14 protein-coding genes and 2 pseudogenes are annotated in these 21,886 nt (G+C 54.8%); 1 reads left to right on the forward strand and 15 read right to left on the reverse strand.

The window, feature by feature from the left end; translation table 11 throughout:
- Window positions 1-5: 5 nt before the first annotated feature.
- Entirely contained in the window at window positions 6-2,447 is a 2,442-nt protein-coding gene (locus tag CA264_RS09905) for an outer membrane beta-barrel family protein (protein WP_025606778.1), read from the reverse strand.
- 300 nt (window positions 2,448-2,747) lie between these two features.
- Here CA264_RS09905 and CA264_RS22205 point away from each other — a divergent pair.
- Window positions 2,748-3,518 (forward strand): annotated as a pseudogene (locus tag CA264_RS22205) (IS3 family transposase); the annotation flags it as partial.
- Window positions 3,519-3,657: 139 nt separating this feature from the next.
- On the opposite strand, the gene CA264_RS09925 reads toward CA264_RS22205, so the two are convergent.
- The 14 genes and pseudogenes from CA264_RS09925 to traM all read right to left on the reverse strand — a co-directional run bounded on the left by CA264_RS09925 (window position 3,658) and on the right by traM (window position 21,861).
- Window positions 3,658-5,238 (reverse strand): alkaline phosphatase D family protein, encoded by a 1,581-nt coding sequence (locus tag CA264_RS09925; protein WP_025606780.1) that lies wholly within the window; start codon window positions 5,236-5,238, stop codon window positions 3,658-3,660.
- Window positions 5,225-6,976: a hypothetical protein gene (locus CA264_RS09930; protein ID WP_025606781.1), complete on the reverse strand. Its 1,752-nt coding sequence runs from the start codon at window positions 6,974-6,976 to the stop codon at window positions 5,225-5,227. The genes CA264_RS09925 and CA264_RS09930 overlap by 14 nt, the downstream gene beginning before the upstream one ends.
- 11 nt (window positions 6,977-6,987) lie before the next feature.
- Window positions 6,988-9,801, reverse strand: coding sequence for a M16 family metallopeptidase (locus CA264_RS09935; RefSeq protein WP_084196193.1), 2,814 nt, complete (start codon window positions 9,799-9,801; stop codon window positions 6,988-6,990).
- A gap of 7 nt (window positions 9,802-9,808) precedes the next feature.
- Window positions 9,809-10,273 carry a hypothetical protein gene (locus CA264_RS09940; protein ID WP_025606785.1) on the reverse strand — a complete coding sequence of 155 codons (465 nt, stop codon included), beginning with the start codon at window positions 10,271-10,273 and terminating at the stop codon, window positions 9,809-9,811.
- Between the two features lie 3 nt (window positions 10,274-10,276).
- The gene (locus tag CA264_RS09945; protein ID WP_084196194.1) at window positions 10,277-11,710 is read right to left on the reverse strand and encodes a RagB/SusD family nutrient uptake outer membrane protein; all 1,434 of its coding nucleotides are present in this window, start codon (window positions 11,708-11,710) and stop codon (window positions 10,277-10,279) included.
- Between the two features lie 7 nt (window positions 11,711-11,717).
- The gene (locus CA264_RS09950) at window positions 11,718-14,861 is read right to left on the reverse strand and encodes a SusC/RagA family TonB-linked outer membrane protein (RefSeq protein WP_162912070.1); all 3,144 of its coding nucleotides are present in this window, start codon (window positions 14,859-14,861) and stop codon (window positions 11,718-11,720) included.
- 95 nt (window positions 14,862-14,956) lie between these two features.
- Window positions 14,957-15,955: a FecR family protein gene (locus tag CA264_RS09955; RefSeq protein WP_211332071.1), complete on the reverse strand. Its 999-nt coding sequence runs from the start codon at window positions 15,953-15,955 to the stop codon at window positions 14,957-14,959.
- 218 nt (window positions 15,956-16,173) lie between these two features.
- Entirely contained in the window at window positions 16,174-16,749 is a 576-nt protein-coding gene (locus tag CA264_RS09960; RefSeq protein ID WP_025606790.1) for an RNA polymerase sigma-70 factor, read from the reverse strand.
- A 342-nt stretch (window positions 16,750-17,091) separates the two neighbouring features.
- Window positions 17,092-17,612 (reverse strand): annotated as a pseudogene (locus CA264_RS22435) (IS5 family transposase).
- Between the two features lie 674 nt (window positions 17,613-18,286).
- On the reverse strand, window positions 18,287-18,451 hold the full coding sequence (locus CA264_RS21850) for a hypothetical protein (protein ID WP_162912072.1): 165 nt from the start codon (window positions 18,449-18,451) through the stop codon (window positions 18,287-18,289).
- Window positions 18,452-18,531: 80 nt separating this feature from the next.
- The gene (locus CA264_RS09975; RefSeq protein WP_051364405.1) at window positions 18,532-18,894 is read right to left on the reverse strand and encodes a hypothetical protein; all 363 of its coding nucleotides are present in this window, start codon (window positions 18,892-18,894) and stop codon (window positions 18,532-18,534) included.
- Window positions 18,891-19,679, reverse strand: coding sequence for a hypothetical protein (locus tag CA264_RS09980; protein WP_025606794.1), 789 nt, complete (start codon window positions 19,677-19,679; stop codon window positions 18,891-18,893). The genes CA264_RS09975 and CA264_RS09980 overlap by 4 nt, the downstream gene beginning before the upstream one ends.
- Window positions 19,680-19,716: 37 nt before the next feature.
- Window positions 19,717-20,562, reverse strand: coding sequence for a conjugative transposon protein TraN (gene traN / locus CA264_RS09985; protein ID WP_025606796.1), 846 nt, complete (start codon window positions 20,560-20,562; stop codon window positions 19,717-19,719).
- Between the two features lie 54 nt (window positions 20,563-20,616).
- On the reverse strand, window positions 20,617-21,861 hold the full coding sequence (traM, locus tag CA264_RS09990) for a conjugative transposon protein TraM (protein ID WP_025606798.1): 1,245 nt from the start codon (window positions 21,859-21,861) through the stop codon (window positions 20,617-20,619).
- Between the last annotated feature and the right edge of the window lie 25 nt (window positions 21,862-21,886).

A 21,886-nucleotide genomic window follows, 5' to 3' on the forward strand; every position in this document is an offset into this window, starting at 1 on the left:
ACCTGCTACTCTACCCTGTTCAGCACGTCTTCATTTCCCAACTTCTTGTTTTGCGCACCTTTCACCGTGTTCTTGCCAAACTTGTAGACAAAACCTAACTGAATCCGGCGGCCATCATAGTAATTGGTTAAGTTGGTGTTCACGTTAAAGGCGTTGATTGTGCCCCCTGTCACATCCCCTTTGAACAAATCCGTCACAGCGAGGGTGTACTGAAGCTTTTTGTTGAGCAGGTCGCCTTTCAGGGCAACCCTGGAAAAGTTGTTGGCGACAATGTCGATCAAGCCATACCGGAAAGGCCCCGTGTATTTGTAAGAAGTCTCCAAGCGAAGTCCCCCCGGAAGACTAAATGTATTCTCTAGACCAACACTGTGATAAAAGCTCTTAGGAATTGAAATAGCTTCAAAATCCTTCGTTTCGATCGCTGAGTTAAAAACAGCCCCGTAGGCAAATACACTCCCAGACCACCAAGGGGTGATTTTATACCCATAGTTACCCACAAGGCTATAAGAGCTAAGGTCAAAGTTCCTGTCTTTCCAGATCGTGATATCTCCTACGGCCTCCGGCAACTGGGTATAGACATCCTTCTCCTCCCTGTACTCCACCTCTACATATAAATTCCCTTTGTAGACTGTATTGACGGAGTATGAGTTGCTGTATTTGGGCCGTAAACCGGGGTTCCCCTCTGTTATCGTGAAGTCATCCACATACGTCCTGAAAGGAGTCAATACCTGAAACCCGGGGCGCTGGATTGTTCTTCTGTAGTTAGCGGAAAGCTGCACATCATCCGTTAAGGAGTGCTGAATCATCAATGTGGGGAAAAAATCCAGAAAGCTTCTGTCAACAGCTCTTGTACCAGAAGTAATGTTGTCCACGCGCATCGTAGCATACTCCGCCCGCAGTCCTGCACTGATGTTGGTGTTCTTGTTGACAAGCTTGTCAACTGTCAGGTAGCCGGCCGTGATGTTTTCCTCGAATTCATTGATAAAGCTGAACGCACGCTCCGGTACAAAACCGTCACTGGTCAAAACCTCCTGTGTTGGTCGGGTATTGTTACTGGAGTGTGTTATTTTGGCGCCGGTAGCAAGGTTCAAGTTATTTTTGTAAGGAAGATTCCAATCCATTTGCCCGACAAGTATATCAGCTTGGCTCGTATTGATGTTCCGGACCGTCCTCAGCTTTCGGATCAATCCCCCCTGCTCATCCGATAGGTTTTGGAAATGCATTTCCGTTTTTTCCTTCCTTTGAGCCGGGGTATAAGTAAAAACCATGTCAAACGATTTTCCCTTTGCGGCCAGCTTATGGTTGTAGAACACACTGTAGTTCTGCACAAGATTATACCCGGCGTCACTGAAATCCGTGGACAGTAGTGAGTCCGTAGCCCCGTTCACCTCACTGGCAAATCTAATTCTGTTCTGGGTAAGACTGCTGTGCATGGTTCTACCATATGAAGTGGTAGCCTGTACCCCTAGCACGTTGTTCTTATCGATGGTATATTCAAAACTCCCTCTTACAGAAGGCTTATGGGACATAAGGGAGGAGGAAAGGTCTTGGTGAAGTACGACCTTCTCACCGTTCGTGTTTAAAACCCTGTAGCCGCTATTTTCACTATAGGATATACCTGCATTATAGTTCAGGTTTAGGTTGGCTACCCACTTCTCTTTCCTGTAGGTGAGGGAAGTGCCACTGAGCACTTTCCCTTTAACTCCTTGGGAAGCAGTCAATCTCGCGGACCCGGTTAACCCATAATGTTTTGATTTTTTTGTTGTAATCTCAATGACTGTGCTTACACTGGCAGGGTAGCGGGAAGAAGGATTGGTAATGAATTCAATGTTGTCTATCTCATCACCAGTCATGGAGCCTAAAACAGTACTTAACGTAGCACCTGGCATTTGCACCTTGTCCAAGAGAATCAATACACCCCCTTTTCCGTTGACGGTTATCTCCTCCCCTTTTACCTGCACAAACGGCAGTGCTTGTAAAATGTCCTGTAGATTGTCTGATTGAAACGTACTCGCGGCCACATTCATGACATATCGGTCTGCTTTTCGTTCCATCACCTGACGCTGGGCCGTTACCGTCACCTCTCCTAAGACTTTTGCCGATTCATTCAACACAATAGCTGGCAGCTCCAGCTGGTTTCCTTCATAGAAAAACGCCTGGCTATAATAGCGGGAATAACCAACTGAGGACACAGCCAGAAAGTAACGGCCTGGTAGCGCCTGCTTGATATGGTACTGCCCATCCTCCCCTGTGATAGCACCCTTCACCACCGTACTGTCGGTGACATCCAGAAGGGTAACAGTGGCAAAGGGCGCTCCTGCATTTTCCTTTTCCAGCACCTTGCCAGAAATGACGTCTTGGGCTTGCAAGGAAGACCCCATCAAGATGAGTCCCACAGTTAGAGTAAGCCAGTGCTTCCTTGTGTTGAATTTTTCTCTCGCCTTCATACTTTCGCAATTAATTTTTTGTTTACACCATGAGCAAAAACTGCCAACAGGCTTTAACTCATCCGCGATTCATTGTTTAAATCAAGGAAAGAAGACAAAAATCTAAAACTCTATTAGACCAAGTTGCAAATGCCTTAGACCAACTAAAGTATTTGACCTCCCCCCGAAAAACCGGACTGCTGTATAGTAGAGGAAACGGGCAATAGTCGTATAGTTTTAAAAGCGAATTGCCTTGAAGAAATCGAAACTCACCGAGGGGCAGATCATCTTCGCCATTAAGGCCGCGTGGTGATGTTCCACCGCTCGGGCTGGTATTACAAGGCACAAGGGAAAGAAAGGGACTTGGTGCTGCGGGCGCGCATGCGGCAGATCGCCCGGACGAGGGTGCGCTACGGCATGTGGCGAATTTACTCAGCTGGCTGCGCCGGGAAGGCTGGCCAGACAACCATAAGCGCGTCCACCGGCTCTATAAGTTGGAAGGACTAAACCTGAGAAGCCTGCGGCCCCGGCGCTGCCGGGCCGCTGCCCACCGGTTGGAACAAGTTCCTGCCACGAATCTGCATGTCTGCTGGAGCATGGACTTTGTGGCTGACCAGCTCTTCGACGGCCGCAAATTCCGCGGCTTAACTGTAGTCGATAATCATAGCCGCAAATGCCTGGCCATGGAGGTGGACCAGGGCGTCAAAGGGGAGTAGGTGGTGGCGGTGATGGAGAGGCTAAAGCAACAACACGGCCGAGTGCCGGAGCGTATCAAAGTAGATAACGGGAGTGAGTTCATCTCCAAGACGCTGGATAGGTGGGCTTATGTAAACAAAGTGACGCAGGACTTCTCCAGGCCCGGCAAACCCACGGATAACGCCTTTATCGAGTCCTTCAACGGCAGCCTCCTCAGGTGAGTGCCTGAATGTGAACTGGTTCCTTTCCTTGGAGGGTGCAAAAGAGAAAATAGAGGCCTGGAGACAGGAGTACAATGGCTTCCGGCCCCACAGTTCACTGGGTGACATAACGCCGGAAGAGTGGGTAAATAAGAATATATCAAAACCAGAATTATCTACTTTTGACCGGTCCTAAAATTGGGAGGAGCTCAGCGACAGATTACTGAAGGAGGGAAAAGTTGCTCACACTTTTAGGGGAAGCTTCTACCGGTATAAAAGAGGTCGGGGCAGCCACAAGTGCTGCCCCTTCACCTTAACACACACACCTAAACGTTCTACTTTATGATTTGCATGTGCGCCTCACCGTGCTTTACTTTTAGAGCAGGGCCGGCCTGTCCTCCCGCCTGCGGATCAGCTAAGTCATGGACGTAAAAATATTGCCCAACTGCCTCTTTCCTGTTGATGCGCAGCACCACAAAGCCGTGCTTTGTCAAATCGATGTAGCGCATGTGCGGGTTGTACTGCGGGAGTCTGTGCAGGCGTGCGATCTCCCGGGCCTGCTCCATCGGCATGTAGTAATCATAGTTCGCGGCCGTAATGCTCGGCACCACCCACTCGGAGGCGATAGCCCCTTTCCCGCTCTCCCCGTTATAGCTAGCAGGGTTTAGGTAGTCTTCCGTCACATCCAAAGCCAGGCTGCTGTGGAAGTCTCCTGTCACGAACAGCACCTGCGAGGAAACTCTCTTGCGCAGGTGGCGAATGATACGTTGCTTTTCGAATGGATAGCCGTCCCACATATCCATGTACCTGGGCCGCTCGGGCTTTTGAAAAGCAATATTCACGCCGCCAAACACCACCTGGTTGCCGATGACCTGCCAGCGGTAAGGCTGCTGCAGTTTGTTTAATAGCCAGTCCCGCTGCTCCTGGCCGAGCATGGTGCGCGTGGAATCCTGGTAGCGCGGCCTGTCAATGTTGCGGGGCGGACGGTCTCGCTGCAGTCGCTCGTCAAGCACCACCAGTTGCAGCAGCTTGCCAAAGTTAAAGGCGCGATATAGGCGTTCCCCCTGCTGCTCCCGGACCGGCAGCCACTCAAAGAAAGCGGTCTTTGCAGACTGCTTCCGCTGCTGGTAGGTTCCTTCTTCGCTGGGGTTGTGGTTGGCGGCGCCTTCCCGGTTGGCGTTGTTGGCGATCTCATGGTCATCCCAGATATTGATCATCGGGTACTTTGCCCGCAGTTTCACCAGACTGCTGTCCAGGTGGTACTGGTTGTAACGCTGCCGGTAGTCCTTTACCGTCACCACTTCGTGCCTGGGAATATGAAAGCGGTGCAAAGTGGTGTCACCATATACCTTAGCCGGGTACTCATAAATATAATCCCCCAGGTGCACGACTGCATCCAGCCCTTCCTGCTCGGCCAGTAAACCATAGGCATGGAAGAAACCAGCTTGATAGTTGGAGCAGGACACGAAGCCAAACCGGAGCTCTTTGGCGTCCTTAGCGGCCGTTTTGGTCCTCCCTGTCATGGAGTGCCCCCCGAGGGCTTCAAAGCCATAGTAGTACGTCTTTCCCGGCCTGAGGCCACCGATATCCACCTTTACCGTATAGTCTCGGCTGCTGTCGGTGAGGACCTGTCCTTTTTGCACGATGTGCTTGAATGCGGCATCAGTGGCCACCTTCCACTGTACCTGTACCTGCTGGTGCCGCGGAGGCGTCACCCTGGTCCAGATGATGACCCGCTCGTGCAGCGGATCGCCACTGGCCACCCCATGGTAGAAAGGGGCTTTGTCCAAGGCATACAAGTTTGTCAGCTCTGGAGCGTCCACCTGCGCTTGTGCGCGAAGGCCAGCCAGCAGCCAAACAGTTAAAAAGAAAAAGCCGGGGAAGGCCCCGGCTTTTTGCGATTTATGGAATATCATACTTCATCACTTTAGTCATGTCAGACTCATCCAGCACGGCGGCCACGTAAGGGACACCCACCTCAGAGATCTGCATATCATACTCGCCAACGCCACCGCTGATCAGCATCTGGCTTGCATTCCAGTTATTGGTCGCCTCGTTAAAGGTCCTGATGTTAAGTCCCGCATCATCCACATAAGCAAAGAAGAGACGTCCGTCCGGGTGAACGGCAATGTTAAAGTTATCGCGCTCGCTGCCTACGTTCACCGGCTCCCCGATAGCGCTCCAAGTGCTGCCGTCGTACTTCATCACATAGTTAATGCGTCCATTGGCAGAGTACTCCTGGTAGGCCGCATAGATGGTGCCGTCCGGGGCTACGTCCATGTCTACGTTGATGTAGCCGTTTTCCCCATTGGCGCTGAACTGCGTGGCACCGACCGCTGACCACATGCCGTTCTCTAACTTGTACACCGATGGCTTGTTGGCATCGCCCGTACGTTCCATGATCGCCAGGTATAGCTCTCCGTTCCTGCGCACAAACTTTGTCGCCGAGGTCAGCACACCGGCAGGCGGGTTAGACACCCAGGCACTGTTGTAACCGTAGATGTTCAGGCCTCTGGAAGGTAGGCTAGCCTCTGACCTGTCGCTGAAAGCAACGTAAGGGGTGTTGTCTTCGGCCAGGCCCAAAGACACATAGTCTGAGCGCCCTTCGGTGAACTGCTTGTTACCAACCGGTGCCCAATTGCTTCCGCTATACGCCTGTACCGTCACAGCCTGCTTGCTGTCTACGTAGTCTTTGTAAGCAACATACGGTTTCCCATCCTTATCAAACGCCAGGGAAACGTAATCTGCCTTTTCCTCTGAAAAGCCGGTGCTGGCTCCCAGGTAGTCCCAGGCGGTGCCGTCATAGGCGACCACTGCGATCTTTTCTTCTTCACTTGGTACAGACTCTCCGTTGATGGTACCGTCTATCTGGAAAGCCAGGTAGGGCAAATGGGTAGCCGGGTTAATAGCCATCACCAGCCCGTCTGTTCTTGGTACCAGGAACCCCTCATTGCCGATCACCGACCAGACAGGCGCTGTCAGGCGCCCAACCGTTACGGTAAATACATCAGAGTCCTCTCCATCCACGACTGTATAGGCCACAGGGCTGGTGAAATCATTGCTTGACTCGCCGCTTGTCTGCGCCGCGCCGTTTACCTGCACCTCAGCGCCGGCTGTCGTCTCAAAGCGCGCCACCAGCTCTGTGATCGCCGCGTCAGACGGCACCTCTACTGAAATAGCCGTACCGTTCACCGTGCCTTCATAATCTTTGAAGAGCACGCCCGGGTTATCTTCGGCATAAAAGCCAAAGGACAGGATAGCCGCCGAACGTACCACCTCGACGGTGTAGTTCTTGGTGGTGTTATCTTCCGCCGTAATGGTATAGATCACAGGAGCGGTCATGTCAACCACACTGGTGCCGCTCACCTGCACCTCGTTGCCGACGGTCACGATCGAGCGCTCAGAGGTAGTCGTAAAGGAAGGAACCAGTGCCGCAAGGTTTGCTGCGTTCGGCGCCTTCAGCACGATCTTATCCCCTGTGATCACTCCTGCTACATCCTCATCCACGCCTTCGTTGTGGCTGGCTAACAGGCTAAAGGAGGCAAAATCCTTGGCCGCATTGGGCTTTACATCGTCCTCATCGTCTTTACACGAGGAGACAAGCACTAACAAGAGCAGCGCCATCAGGCTGCTCAGTTTGAAAAGGTTTTTCATACGTATTGGTTTTAAAGGTTAGATGTTTCTTTTGGCATCAGGATCGCCTTGATCTTAGGCTGCTGCACCAGGTATTTTTGGACATCGCGGGATAAGTCGGCCGCCGTGATGCCGTTGAGCAGTTTTTCGTAGTCTGTGAAGTACTCCCAGCCCGCCAAGTCGTAGTAGAAGTGACGGCGAAGTTCAGCGCTCCAGAATGTGTTGCGTTTTATGTCCTTCTTGCGCTCTTCTAGCAGCTGTTTCTTAACCCGCACCAGTTCCTCTTCAAAGTAGGTGGGATCAGCCGCGGCATGAGCAATTTCATTTTCCACCTCCCCTACCAAGAAGTCCACATTCTCCGGGGCGCAGGTAAAGGCAATGCGAATACGGTAGAGCGGCGCCGGCTTTACCGTGGAGGAGGAGGCCACCCCTACCCCATATACTCCGCCGTTTTCCTCGCGCAGGTTCACGCGCAGTTTGGCTTTAAGGACCTCCTCTAGCAGCTGTTGGCGTAGCATGTAAGGATAGTTAAACTCAAAGTTATCCCCTTGGTAGAACAGGTTTACCTGGCTTTTCTGAGCCTCTCCGGCGTGTTCGACCAGGGTGGCTTCCTCTTCTTTCACCTCAGGCCCATGGTAGACATAGTCGGTGCGCACTTCTGTGGCCGGCAGCGAGGCAAGGTACTGCTCTACATAAGGCTTCATCTGCGCGGGCGTAAAGTTTCCCAGGATGATGAAGGTAAAGCCCCTGGCCGAGCCGAAGCGCTCCTTGTACACCGACACCACGTCCTCATAGCGCAGCTGCTGCTGTACACGCTCCGGCGTAAGCGCTGCCGTCACATAGCTCTCGCCGTTGAGCATTGTAGTGAGAGCCCGGCCATAGGCATAGGATGGGCTGAGCAGGGAATTCTCGATGGACTCAATCGCCCGCTGCTTGGTGGTGACAAAGGTGGTTGAATCGGCCCGCGGGGACATCCACTTGAGGTGCAGCAACTGGAACATCGATTCGGTATCGCGGGTATCAGCACTGGCGGCAAGCCCTTCCCTGCTTTGGGCGATCACCATGGTCGCCGAGGCCGTGTTGCCAGCCAGAAAGCGGCTCAGGCCACTACGGCTAAACTCCCCGGCCCCGCTTAGTCCGATCACAGACTTGGCAAACAGGCCCGTTACGTATTTAGAGGAGTCCAGCGCATAAATGCCGCCCTGGCGGAAGCCGGACAGGATGATGCGGTCATGGTCAAAGTCCGTTGGCTTAATGACCACGCGCGCGCCGTTTGACAACTGCCAGACAGTCGCGTCAATGGCCTCAACACGCTGCTCGGCCACCACATTGCCTGGCGTGGGGAGCACTGGCAGCAACTTATCCGGGATTTCCTCGGCGTTTTCCCAGGGCAGCACCTGTTGGGCCTTTGCCTGGGCAATCCAGCTTTTGAGCTCCTGCTCGCTCGGTACCTGGATGCTGTCATTTTTCGGTGCTGTCAGCAAAAGGACTACGTTCCCCTCCCCCTGCAGGGAAAGGATGTAGTTCATCACAGCCACGGAATCCAGCTTGGGCATGAATTCACGGGCCAGCTCCAGCTCCGTCTGACGGCTGACCATGGCGTGGCCCTCATAGAAGTTGGCCTTGATCTCATTCAGGTAAGTCCCGGCGTCGCTTTTTTCCTCCCCGTCAGCCGACTGGATGAGCTGCATCATGTAGTTCTTGCGCACCTTTTCGATCTCGCTTGGGGTAAACCCGTAGCGCATAATGCGCTCCTGCTCCACCACATAGCCTTTCACTCCTTCCGCTATCTGCTCCCGGTAAAGGGAGGTGCCTCCCGCCAAGGCATCCGTGCTGCCCAGCAGGTTGCTCACAGAAAGGCTGCCGCTACGGAAAGGAGTCTCCGTTTCAGAAACCCTTCTAAAGCGCTCAGAGGCCAGGCGGTCAAAGAAGACACGCATCAGGTAAGCCTGGTATGCCTCTTTGGTGGTAATGGCCGACATGCCCTCCATTTTCCGGAAGAAACTGAAGTCCAGGTTAGTAGCCTCTGCATCCGTCACAATGGCTGTTAGCGTATCCCGGTGGGCTGGCACCCCATAATACTGGCGCTCCCGCGCGTGCTTGGGATTTCGAAGCTTTTTGAAGTTTTTTCGGATGAGCTTTTCTACATTTTTGGCATCCACATCCCCCACGACCGCAACGGCCATCAGGTTCGGCCGGTACCAGTCCTGGTAAAAGGAGACAATGCGCTCCCGCGGAAAAGTCTTCAATACCTGGGTCTTCCCGATCGGAAGGCGCTTGGCATAGCGGGAGTTATTCAATAGGATAGGCAGGTACGCCTTTCGCATGCGGTCAGACGCCCCCTGCCCTTTACGCCACTCCTCCAGTACCACCCCGCGCTCCTTCTCAATCTCCAGGCTGTCGTTGAGTACGCCGCCCGCCCAGTCAGCCATGATGGTCATGGTCTTTTCAAGCACCTGCTCATTTTCCAGGGGTACCTGCAGTTTATAGACAGTTTCGTCAAAGCTGGTGTGGGCATTCAGGTCAGAACCGAACTTCACCCCCTGTGACTCCAGGAAAGTAATCAGCTCATTCTTCTCAAAATGCGTGGTTCCGTTGAAGGCCATGTGTTCCAGGAAGTGCGCCAAGCCCTGCTGGTCCTCTTCTTCCAGGATCGAGCCGGCCTTGAGGTAAAGGCGCACAATGGCCTGCTTCTTTGGCTCTGCATGTGGGTAAATATAATAGGTCAGCCCGTTTCGCAGCGTTCCTTTTACCAGGTTTGGATCCTGCGGCAACTCTTGCGCAGAGGCAATACAGGTCCATAGTACTGCCAGCAGTACCAATAATTTACTTCGATAAGATATCATAGGTGTGTTATTTCTTCTTGATCAGCACGAGCTGCTGTTGGATATGGTCCGGTCCCGGTAACCCGAGCGTATAGTCTTTGGAGTTCGATTCAATTTTGATAGAAAGGCTGTTGTCCTGCGCAGGGTCCAGGTCATGTTCGAGCCAGGCGATCTTAACCGGCACCTGAAACACCCCTGGTATGAAAACCACCGTGTTACTATTGTGGAGCACCCTATAGTCGCGCCCCTCCTCCAGGCCACTACCCGGAGTCACCGAATACGTCACCTGAATAGGGTCAAACTGGCGTTCGGCGCTCAGGTAAATGTGGTAGGCCACCGTGTCCCGGCGGTTATAGCGCACCTCCACCGTATCCTGGTTATCCACATGAATATGGAAGAAGGGGTGATCAAACGGCTCCACCTCTTCTTTGTTACAGGCAGCCATCACCAACGGCACAAACGCTACCAATACGATCTTCAGCAGTTTTTTCATCGTTTAATTAATTACAGGGTTAGGTTGCATGGCTTTGTTTGCATCCAATTCCAGCGAGGGGATCGGCAGGATAAACCGGACATTCGGGTATTCCAGGAAGCAGACAGCGGCGGCACAGCCTTCTCCCCGCACCAGGTCTTCTTTCCGTCTGGTCACATCAAACAGCCTGTGTCCCTCAAAGGCCAGCTCCTTGCGGCGCTCCACGTTGATGGCCTGATAGAGTTGCTCCCCGGTCAGCTCCTCCTCCACCGGCGCAGCCGAAGGCATGGCGCGTTCCCGGATACGCTTTAGGTCCGCGGCAGCCAAGGCCTGCTGCCCCAGATGCCAGGCTGCCTCTGCCCTGTTTAAGATTACTTCCGAGAGGCGCACCACTTTGGGGTCAATCGGCCACTGGTCATCCTGCAGGTCTTCGGCCTTCCCGTATTTCAGGGAATAATGCTTCCCGCCACTTTCGCCAAACACGGTACCGCGCACATCTGCCGGATCATACAGGCCCCACAGCTGCTCGGAGGCATACGCGCGAAAGGAAGGGGTAGAATAGACGGCCGCCACGGTGCTGGCACTGTAGTCGCGGTTATAAAGCTGCCAGATTACCTCGGCGCCCGGCTGCTGCTCCAGGTACATGGCTTTGTAATTGGCACTGTCGGTAAGCATATAAACAGGAGCCTCAATTACTTTATCTGCATAGGCCTTGGCCTTCTCCCAGTCTTCCATGTACAAATACACCCGCGAGAGCAAAGCCCAGGCACTGTAGTGCGAAGCCTCAAACGGACTTAATACCGGCCCATTCTGCAGAACCGATGCCCCTTCCTCCAGGTCTTTGATAATCTGGGCATAGGTATCTTTCATCGTGGCACGCCTCACCTGATCGTCCGGCCCCGGGGTCTTCAGCAGGATAGGAGCCCCCCAGTGCTGGGCATCTGCCGTAAAGGTGTAATGCTGCGCGTATGCCCGGCTAAGGTCATAGTGACACAGGGCCCGCATGATCAGGGCCTGGCCCCTTATGGCCTCCAGCTCCTGTACAAAGGTCGGCTCCAGCTCTTTGAGCCGGGGGATAGCGTTGATCAGGTTGTTCACATTATCCAGGGCCTCAAAGATGTTGAGCCAGATGTGCCCCACAGCCAGCTCATCATCGTCAGGGTTGCTCTGGAAGTTATGCTCGTTAAAAAGGACCAACTGCGCATCCGAGCTGTTGCCCGTCATCTTCAGGCGTACATCATCGCTGGCTATGTCGGGGTACATCAAAAACTCCCGGCTATAATAATAAGACATCCGGTTATAAGCCCCAGCCAGCGCGGCCCGAGCTCCATCCATGTCTTGCAGCAGGACCTCCTTGCTGACCCGCCCGATAGGCTCTTTCTCAAGAAAATCTTTGGTGCACCCGGCACTCAGCAGCAGCATTAGCCCTGCACACAGGCTTCTGTATCGTTTCTTCATACTTTGACTATATTCCAAGGTTAAGCCCTGCTGATATCACCTGCTCCACAGGATAGGGCGAGAAGGAGTTTTTATAGGTGTTCCGGTCTTCTCTATTCCTGTAAGGAGTCCAGAAGCCCACATTGTCCAGCTGCACATAGGCATTGGCGTGCTGCAGGAAGAACCTGCTGACCAGCTCTGCCGGCAGGCTATAGCCCAGGCTGATGTTCTGCAGGCGAAGGTTCGTCTTCTTATGGATAAAACGGGTGGAGTTGCGCATGGAAGACTGGCTCACGCCCCAGATCAGCTTAGGGGTAGTAGCCATATCCCCCGGGCGCTGCCAGCGGTCGAGCTGGTTTTTAGACTGGTTGTCCTCCATATAGTATACCCCGTCAGACTCCGCATTGCGCCGCAGGCTGCTGAAGGCATAGCCGCCCACCGTGTAGTTGAGCAGCACGTTCAGCGAGAAGTTCTTGTAGCTGACCCTGTTGGTGATCCCGCCAAAGAAATCAGGGTTTGTCGAACCGACAGGCACCCGGTTGTTGACATCGTACACCCGGGTCAGGTTGCCGGCCGCATCATACCAAAGCGGGGCCCCGTCCCGGGGGTCCACCCCGGCCCAGCGCACCAGGTAAAGCGTGCTGGCGTCTTCACCCACTTGGCGTATGCTCGTGCCAAAGGACTTATCGTTGCCGTTGTAAAGCTCCAGGATCTTGTTGCGGTTATGCGCCAGGTTCACATCTGTCGTCCACTGCAGGTCTCTGTAGTTGATGTTTACTGTGGAAAGGGTAAACTCCACGCCCGCGTTTTGCACCTTCCCTACGTTGCGGTAGATCCGGGTCTGGCCGGTGGCCCTCGTCACATCCACCTTGTCAATCAGATTGTCGGTGATATTGCTGTAAAACTCACCTTCCAAATACACCCTGTCCCAAAAGCCGATGCGGAGCCCCGTGTTGAACATATAGGTCGTCTCCCAACTGAAGTCCGGGTTTTCCCCGGTGGAGATCACCGCGCCGGGGCTGTTGTTGTAGGCGTAGTCGGCCCCGAAGCTATAGAGCCCTTTGGCCGCATAATTGCCGATGCGCGAGTTTCCGTTTGTTCCGTAACTGGCTTTTAGCTTGAGGAAGTTCACTGTCTTGCTTTTCCAGAAGGCCTCATTGTGGATGTTCCACGAAGCCCCTGCCGAGGCGAAGTTCGCCCACCTTACATCATCGCCGAAGCGTGAATTGCCATCCCGCCGGAAGTTCAACGTCACGTAGTAGCGGCGGTCCCAGTTATAACTCAGGTTGGAGAACACTGAGAAGGCACTCTCCTCCTCGGCGCTGCTGTTGGCCCGCTGCGTCTCATAGGGCGTGTAGGTGATTTCCTTGATGTGGTCGTTGGCAAAGTTGTAGCCCGAGCCGGACAGGGAGGTTCGCCTGCCATCTGAGGCTTCCGTGCCCAGGAGTGCATCCACCTGGTGCTTGCCGATGGCTTTGCTGTAGTTGAGCCGGTTTATGCTGATCCACTTCAAGAAGTTCGTCTGCGCCCTGTCGGCATACCCCATCGGGTTGCCCTCTAAATCCCTGCCCGACCAGTTCTTGCGGGAGGCATACTGGTCTTCGCGGATGTTGTAAAAATCAATCCCGTTACGGGAAGTAAAATCCAGTCCGTCCAAAATGACCAGCACCGCGCCCACGTTCCCGTTCACGGCAAAGGTGTTCTGGCTGTGATCGTTCTGGGCCGCCTCGGCCAGCTTGTTGAACAGCTTGCTGCCTGTCACCCCATCGTACAGGGCGAAGTCACCGCTTGGCTGGTAAGGATTGATGTTGGGCCGCGTCGTATAATAGTAGTCGCCCGGCGTGAACAGCTTGTTCTTATTATAGGAGCCGCCCATGCGGAAGTTCAGGTTGAGCCGCTTACCGATACGCTGGTCCAGGTTGATGCGGGTAGACAGGCGTTGCGTGCTGTTGGCCAGCATGGTTTTGTCTTCCTTGTAATAGCCTGCCGAAATGAAGTATTTTGTTCGCTCATTTCCCCCGGTCAGCGAAAGGTTGTAATCCGACGTCTGACCGGTGCGGAAGAAAGCATCATACCAGTCCGTGTTGACTGTATCCGCCTCTCCGCCATACGGATAGGCAGCCGGATCCAGGCCACTGTTGGCGTAGGCCTCGCGCGCCAGTTCCCGGAACTCATCCCCGGAGAGCACTTGAAACTTAGTATCGCTGATGCTGTTGATGCCCCTGCGGACACGCACATTCAGGCGGTCCTCTCCGCTCTTGCCCCGCTTGGTCGTAATCAGGACCACCCCGTTGGCACCGTTGGCCCCGTATATGGAGGTGGCCGAGGCATCTTTTAGTACGGTAATCGACTCAATGTCACTGGGATTCAGGTAAGATAGGGGGCTCACGCTGGCGCTAACGCCTGGAATAAGGTTTGTGCTCCCCCCGGTGTACACCGGCACCCCGTCCACGATCCATAGCGGCTCGTTGGAGGCGCTAAAGGAGGCTGCTCCCCGGATCCGGGTCTGGTAGCGGGGGCGGGCACTGCTGGCATCATCGCTCTGCACCTCAAAGCGCAGGCCCGGCACCACCCCCTCCAGCAGTTGGTCCACCCGGTCTGCCGGCCGGTGCTTGAGCTTCTCAGCCGTCACAAACTCCACGCTGCCCACCAGGTCTTCTTTTTTTTGCTCCGTACCGTACCCGGTAACAACAACCGACTGCAGCTGAACTAAATCATCCCGGAGCATGACATTGACAACCTTGCGTGCCTTTACAGGTACCTGCTGCGGCAGCTTACCCATGTAAGAAAAGACCAGCACCGCGTCCTCTGAGGAGACAGGAAGGTTATACCGGCCGTTCTGGTCCGTCACCGTTCCTTTGCTGGTCCCTTTCAGGACCACAGTTGCCCCAATCAGCGGCTCGCTGTCCTTCTCGGAGAGCACCTGACCGCTGACCGTTCTCACCTCTTGGGCAACTGCTGCTGGCTTGGTAAGAATGATCCGGCTTCCCTTCAGCTGGTAAGAGATATTGAGAGAGCCAAAGAGCTCATCCAGGATCAGTGCCAGCGGCTGCCCCTGGTACTGCGTAGACACTTGTGTGTCCAGCGGCAAAAGGCTCGGGCTGTAGGCAAAATCATACCCGTAGTTCTCTTCCAGCGCATCCAGCAACTCCTCCAGGCTTACCTTTCCCATGTCTAGGTAAACGGGCTGACTCAATGGATGCTGCCCCTGCACAGTGGTCACACGCAGGCAACAGCCAAGCGCTAATAATAAGAGTAGACGTTTCTTCATATATCGTTAGTACAACCGTTTCCACTAAGTAGGTAAGTCTCCCCCTGTTGCTTCCATTCCATGCGCATTGACAGGGCAATCACATCCAGTACATCGCTTGGTTTTTCCTGGTAGAAAGAAGCTGTCAGCAGGCATTTACCGGCGGCGGGGTTCTCTAGCACGAATTGCTTTCCGTAATAGCGTTCCATCACATCCAGCACCTGCTCAAGGGTAGCCTGCTGGAATACCAGGCGGCCGCTCCAGATGAGCTGTTCAATTGGAATAGCGGGGTTGAACACCGTTCCTCCCGCCGTTCCCTGGGAGGTAAGGCTCTGTCCTGCCTTCACCACCCTAGGCGCCCCTATGGGCTTTCCCTCCGGGGACAGCGGCTGATACTGCACCACCCCCGTCACCACAGCCAAACGTTCCCGCGCCTGCGAGGGGTAAGCCTGCAGGTCAAAGCTTGTCCCTACTACCTGTGTGATCGCCGCCTTGCTTTTAATCCTGAAGGGGAGCTGCTTATCTGGCCTTACCTCAAAAAAGCCTTGTCCCTCCAAGGTCAGGTTGCGGTGTTCCTCACCGAAGCCCTCCTCATAGGTCAGCACGCTATGCTCATTGAGCAATACCTGCGAACTATCGGGCAGCCACACCATTTTCTGCCCCGCAGCTACCTGCAGCCTGTGCACCTTCGGGCTCATCATCCACCAGGCAAGCAACAGCAACACTGATGCCGCTGCGGCCGCGACGGCATGTATACGCCATGTTATGCGATGGCTCGTTTCCGCTGCAGCCTCCTGCCCGCTCTCCTCTGTTAAGCGGGGAAGAAGCTCCTGCCAGGAACGGTTTACATCCAGCTGCTGTGCCCAATCCGGTGGATGGGGTACCAAGGCTCGTTGATAAGCACGGAACAGCCGTTCGTTTTCGGGCGAGGCCTGCCTCCAGGCCAGCAGCGCCTGCGTTGTTTCGGCATCCGCCTCCCCGGAAAACCAAGCTTCCAGGTATTCGGGCCATTTCACTTCAGGTATGTTATCTTGTGAGTCCAATGTTTAAGTCTTTCAGGGAAAAGACGAGCGGCTACGCCAAGGGGAGTAAAATGTTATAAAAAAATCAGAAAATATTTGAGAGGAGTTCATATTCCTATGACAAAGTGTTCAACCGGACATGGCGAACTCCCACAAGTTCAGAGATCATGCGGGAGAAGAAAGAGAATGGCTGAGAGGGCAAAGCAGCTACATTATTTTAGCAACCATACCAGCAGGAGCAGCTTATCCATAAGCGGCAGGAGCTCCTCACGGATTTTGCGGAGCGCAATGACGCGCTGCTTCTTCACCGTTAGGGGGGAAATATCTAAATAGGTGGCAATGTCCTCTTTGCTCAAGCCCTCCAGATAGCTCATCTCAAAGATCTGGCGGCACTTGGTGGGCAGCTTGGCAGCGGCCCTTTTCACCAAGGGGGTCAGCTGCTCTGACAAGGGCAGCTCACCTCTCTCCGACTCAACATCGGAAAACGTTTGGTCGTGCAGTTCTCGCCTATACCTTCGGATATAGTCAAGGGCTGTGTTGCGAACGGTTTGACACAGGTAAGCGGATGGGGTGGTGACGTGTTGTAGGGAGTGCCGGTTTTCCCAGATCTTACAAAAGGCCTCCTGCACCAGCTGCCCTGCCAGGTCCTTGTCTCCGGTGATGCCTTCGCAGAAAATCACCATTTTAACAAAGTGCTCCTTGTAAAAACTTTCAAACGCTTTCAGATCCTCCCACGGCAAAACTTTCAGCTGCCTTATCACCCCATCGCCAGGCGTAGCGGTACTCATAGGTATTTGTCTCTTAAAGTGAGGTTTGAAAAATCATAATACAGGAAAACCACCTCAATTGCAAAGTTTTGCGCTGTTATGGCACATCAAAGTGTGCATACCGTTGGGCAGGTCACTATTCCCCTATCAGAATAATCAAATTATTTAACTGCGAACGAGGTGTCAAAAGAGGAAACAGGTACCTCGTTGATATAAGTGGAGGCCCTGCAACAAATAGCACCGAATAACCTGTACGGTTCTTCCGCCCTTCACCACTACTGGCTAAGCAGGTTGCTGCACCTGCTTTTAGCAGATTACACTTTCTTCCAAAACATAAAGTGGAAGAAAGCGGCTGTTTAGAATTCAATCAGCTAGTTTCTTAAGCATGATATGTGTCATGGCAATCTGAATCATGGTCTCAGCTGACTTGGTGCTGCGCTCATAGGCCTTGGAGAGCCTTCGGTAGAGGTTAAGCCAGCCGAAGGTTCGCTCCACAATCCAGCGTTTGGGCAATTCTTGTGAATCCTGTTCACTATCTGAAGCCTCCAGCCCCGCGCCCTAAAGGTGCTCCTGACCCAGTTCCGCAGCTTTTGCCCGCCGTAGCCCTGGTCAGCGAAGAAGACGCGGAGCCTGCCGAAATCGCCTACCCTGGAGGCAACCCGCAGGAGCAAGTAGCGGCCTCCCCGCCGCTCACTGATGTCGGCCCGGTGCACTATCACCATGATCAGCAGCCCCAGCGTGTCCACCACCAGGTGCCGCTCGCGTCCCTTCACCCGCTTGGCCGCATCATCCCCCCTTTGCCCTCCCTGCTGCACGGTCTTCACGCTCTGCGAGTCCAGGATGCCCACGCTCGGGGAATGATCTTTGCCATGCCTGCCCCTCACTTCCTTGTGGAGGCAGTCATGGAGCAGATCCCAGAAACCATTGCGCCGCCATTTGCGGTAATAGTAGTAGACTGTTAGTCTGCAAACTTTTCTTGTCCAACAGCCGGCACCTGCTTTTTTATCTTCCTAAATCAAATCAGCCTCTTAAGGAGATAAAGCATCTGTGGCAGACACTTCTCTTGCGTTACCTGTCGGCTGCTTTGTTAATACTCTCCCTGACAAACTTGATGCGCCCCATCTATAAGACCTAGCTGAGGCGTAGAGTTGGCAGCCCGTTCGTATCCCCCGCTCACCTCCCAAATTAGGAGCCTTGTATGGCCTGTGAGACTTTACCTGGGTTAGCCACAGAGCCTTTTATACAGCACGCCCTGCAGCACCTGCTAATCTAACCTCTGGTCGGTCTCCAGCTTTTTGAGCTGACGGCCCTCCTCCAGTTGGGCTAGCTTCAGTTATTCCGATACTCCTAAACCAGAAATGCATAGAAAATGGCCTTGGAGATGCTCCTTTTGCGGCATATCTCGGCTACAGAAACACCTGCCGATGGCTGCTTGAGGGCAGAGGTGGTCTGTGCCTTGGTAAACGCTGGCCCTTTGTGTCGAATCGCCTTTAACTCTATGTGGGTATTACCCGGATTCGCTACGCTACAGCCTTCCGGTTTTTCGGGAGAAGGTCTATTAGCTGTCTCTATTTCTTAAATATTGACTTACAGCTGCGTTAGCTAAGTTCCGCAAAAATTCTAAAATAGATTTCGCCTGCTCCAGCGACACCTGCACCCCCTCTTTCCGCAGGATCTCCAACGCTTTCTCCGGGCTGAGCGGGTTTTTCCCTTTTGATTTCATAGGTCATATCTTCAACGTTGCTTGGATAGCATGCAAAAAGGCGGAACCGAGTCCCGCCTTTTTGCCCGCACAGGGCGCGGCTATTTTCTGCCCCGGCTTTCAGGGTGCAGGAAGATCTGACTCGGCCGCAGTCGGTTATAGGATGGCACGTAGCGCACATAGCCGTAGGCGTGCAGCTCACGCAGGACACGGTGGTAGGTGCCGCTGCTGCAGAGCTTGGCAGCCGGCATCAGCTCATGACTGTAGCCGAGCACGGGGTCCGTCCCTGCCTGCTCCAACCAGCGTCGGTACAAGGCCGCATACAGGGCAATATGGGATGGACCAATGCGCGGGTCCCGACGTATGGCCGTGAAAAACCACAGGAGCGGCTGCGTGGGGCATTCCACTGGCTTGGCCGGCACCTTAGCTTCCGGGGCGGGAGAACCAGGCCACACGCTTTTCATGACCCAATGGACCGGCCCTTCCGAGGGGGCTTCTGCCTGACCTCTTCGCGATTTTCCTTCCAGGCCGCCAGCTGCGATGTCTTTTGGGGCTCCTGCCCGGCGGTCTGGGCCTGCTGCTGGCTTAACGCCGGCCGCACGCGCTGCATGTGCTCATCGTAGACGTTCACAGACTTATACCGGGGGCTGGCCTCCACGAAATAACGTGCCTCCCGCCCCTCACCTAGCTCAAAGGTCACGGCCTGCCGGTTGCCTTTCCGCAGGGACTCCAGGAGCAGGCTTTTCTCCTGCGCATCTTTTAGTTCCTTAACCGGGTGCTTGCCCAGGGCAAGCTCCAGGTCATAGCCGTAGTTGTGGTGAAACTGTTTGACCAGGTAGTTCTGCCGGTCATCGGTCTGCTTGAAGTCCAGCTGCAACCAGGCGTTGTAGAGCTCTCCCTCCTTGTTGGTCAGGTCCTTGTTGACGGCCCGGCCGCTGAGCAGGTTGTAGGCCTCCTTCAGCGTAATATTGTTGCCTTTGTTGATGTAGAAGGTCTGCTCGGTGCTGTCGGCGGCGCGTTCGGGCTTGAGGGCCGCCAAGTAGCGGTTAAAAAAGTACATGTCCTGCTGACTGGACTTGCGAAACTCCAGTACCGTGGCCATTTGGTCCTTACCATAGCTCACGTTGTGGAAGAGCTCAAAGGAAGCTCCCCCCTGCTGCATTTTCTCGCGCAGCTGGCTCTCCAGGCCCTCGCCGAAACCGGTGTACTTGACCTGGTCCCGCAGATAGGCAAAGTTTTTCTCGTTCATGGTCGTTCATGTTAGATGAAACAAGTATGCAGATCAGTTAGTCTACTTGGTCGAAAGCCTTGGCCTGCAGCAGCAGACGGCTGGACAGCTTAAGCTGCAGGTGACGTCCGCCGTTTCGTTCCATCAGCTCCACAACCAGGTACTTTTTATCAGGCAGCGTCACTTTAGGCAGGGCCACCACCAGTACACGTTCTGTATGCCCTTCCACCGCACCTGCCCCGTGGATGTACAAGGGCTTTAGCTCCAGTTCCTGTGATGCCGTACGTCGACGGCCCTGCCGGTCCCGGACATAGAAGCGAAACTGGTCTAAGTTATAGCGGGTGCTGGTGCTGTTGCGAATCCGGAACTGGCAGTAGAGGACCTCTCCACGGATATGAAACTGCCCTACCTGCAGGCGCATGCCCCCTGAGCGGGCGGTGCGGTGCTTGCCCCCGGCTGTTGCCGCCACACAGGCCGCATCGCGCTCGAGCACGGCTCTGTTCGCTTTTCCCGGCAGAAAAGCAACCGGAGCGGCGGACAGCGGTAGCCGGGGCAGCTGCAGCGAGAGCGCACCCGGCTCCGGAGCGTAGGAGACCACAAAGGTGTAAAGGCTCCCGTCGGCAGTGAGCACGGTCAGGCTTGTCTGGCGAAAACCGGCGCTGGCCGCTTTGACGCGAAGCATGTTCTCGGCAGGGGCTGCTTGCTGCACCAGGATATCCCCGCTCCCCCGGTCTACGCTTTGGACGGCGAAGGGAAAAACAAGGTGTGTGGTTTTGTTCGGGGAGACGGTCAACTGGCACACGGGCAAGGCGGTACCCCGTACTGCCCGTAGGCCAGTTTGGGAAAAGGCTTGGCTGGCGGTAAGCAGCCACAGGAATGCCAGAAGGAAGTTGTTCTTTTTCATATGATTGGAAATAAGCGTGTGACATATAGCCAGGAAAGGTGATGGACCGCAAGCCTAGGTTTGCCGGGCATCCCGCAGCAGCACCCGGTAGCCCGCCTTCACTGTTGCCCGGACGAGTTTTGCCTGTTTGCTGAACAGGGACTTGGCGGCCGCCACTCCTGCTCGTGCTGCCTGGAGTTCCGGGGAAGAGTCGAGCGAGGGAAGGCCGAAGCCCTGCACGGCACGGTCTGCCGACTGACGGGCCACCTCCCGGGTGATAGCCCCGGGGATGTAAAGTCCCTCCAACCCATCCAGGTCATAGGCCGACAAATCCACGGGAAACAGACGCTGGCCCCGCCGAATACTGCTGACCTTGATCCGGAGCCGTTCTCCCTCCAGGGCAACCGTCCCAAACACAAAGCTTCCTCGGGGAATCCGCGTGCCGTTGAGCAGTACATCCGCCTCCAGCCGCAGCTTCACGATAGCCCCTGTAACTAGCGCCTGTGTCTCCTGCACCACGGCCGGAAGCATATTCGGGGCTAAATCAGCTGTTACGGGGGTATCCCAGCCATAAAAGCCTTGCACACTATCTACAGGTGCCTCCTGTCCATGTTGTCCTAATAAACTTATGGGGGCGCCCGGGCCAGCAAAGGATAGCGAAAAGACCTGCCCTGCCCCCGTCTGGGAAGAGTGCATGCTCCTTTCCAGGACCCGCTGTGGGTGCTGAATATCGAGAATCTTATCCAGCATGCCGCTGACCTGCTGCATCTCTGGATCTGCGCCGCCCTCGTGCTGGGCCGAGCGCATCAGCTGCTCCAGCCGGCCCAGTTGTATGTCGGCGACAGTTTGCTGTGGGAGGGCCTGCGTACGCGCCGCAGGTGCCACGACCGGCACGTCCTCGAGGGCTGCCTCAAGCTGCCGGAGCTTTTGGTACACCTGCGCCTGCTGCGTTTGGTATCCCTCTGAAGCGCTTCCGCTTAGGGAAGACAGGGCACCAGAAGTCTGTACCGGCGGAAGGCCGCCCACCACCAGTCCCGGGGCATAGGGGTCCTTATGTTGCAGTTCCAGCCACTGCGCAGAGTCGTGCGCTGCCTGCTGGTAGTAGCCCAGTTTCCCCGCCGCCATCCCTTCTTCCAGCTGCGCGTGGGGCAGGGACGGGTTTAGGCCAACTTGGGCACTGTCCTGCGGGTACAGCTTCCGCGTCTGACCTCCCCCCAGCGCCCAAAACAGCAGGGTGATGAAGGGAAAGCTTAAAAGAGGCAGGACAAGCAGGAGTCTGCGCCTGCGTGAGGAGGACATGGTTGAAGTCGGATGTTTCATGATGGCTTGGATTTAGTGTGCGTTA

The sequence above is a fragment of the Pontibacter actiniarum genome, from assembly GCF_003585765.1.
GTDB lineage: Bacteria > Bacteroidota > Bacteroidia > Cytophagales > Hymenobacteraceae > Pontibacter > Pontibacter actiniarum.

Coding starts and splice junctions, on each gene's coding strand:
- CA264_RS09905 (WP_025606778.1), bottom strand. CDS start 2,447: ATGAAGGCGAGAGAAAAATTCAACACAAGGAAGCACTGGCTTACTCTA.
- CA264_RS09925 (WP_025606780.1), bottom strand. CDS start 5,238: ATGATATTCCATAAATCGCAAAAAGCCGGGGCCTTCCCCGGCTTTTTC.
- CA264_RS09930 (WP_025606781.1), bottom strand. CDS start 6,976: ATGAAAAACCTTTTCAAACTGAGCAGCCTGATGGCGCTGCTCTTGTTA.
- CA264_RS09935 (WP_084196193.1), bottom strand. CDS start 9,801: ATGATATCTTATCGAAGTAAATTATTGGTACTGCTGGCAGTACTATGG.
- CA264_RS09940 (WP_025606785.1), bottom strand. CDS start 10,273: ATGAAAAAACTGCTGAAGATCGTATTGGTAGCGTTTGTGCCGTTGGTG.
- CA264_RS09945 (WP_084196194.1), bottom strand. CDS start 11,710: ATGAAGAAACGATACAGAAGCCTGTGTGCAGGGCTAATGCTGCTGCTG.
- CA264_RS09950 (WP_162912070.1), bottom strand. CDS start 14,861: ATGGGAAAGGTAAGCCTGGAGGAGTTGCTGGATGCGCTGGAAGAGAAC.
- CA264_RS09960 (WP_025606790.1), bottom strand. CDS start 16,749: ATGAGTACCGCTACGCCTGGCGATGGGGTGATAAGGCAGCTGAAAGTT.
- CA264_RS21850 (WP_162912072.1), bottom strand. CDS start 18,451: ATGAAATCAAAAGGGAAAAACCCGCTCAGCCCGGAGAAAGCGTTGGAG.
- CA264_RS09975 (WP_051364405.1), bottom strand. CDS start 18,894: ATGAAAAGCGTGTGGCCTGGTTCTCCCGCCCCGGAAGCTAAGGTGCCG.
- CA264_RS09980 (WP_025606794.1), bottom strand. CDS start 19,679: ATGAACGAGAAAAACTTTGCCTATCTGCGGGACCAGGTCAAGTACACC.
- traN (WP_025606796.1), bottom strand. CDS start 20,562: ATGAAAAAGAACAACTTCCTTCTGGCATTCCTGTGGCTGCTTACCGCC.
- traM (WP_025606798.1), bottom strand. CDS start 21,861: ATGAAACATCCGACTTCAACCATGTCCTCCTCACGCAGGCGCAGACTC.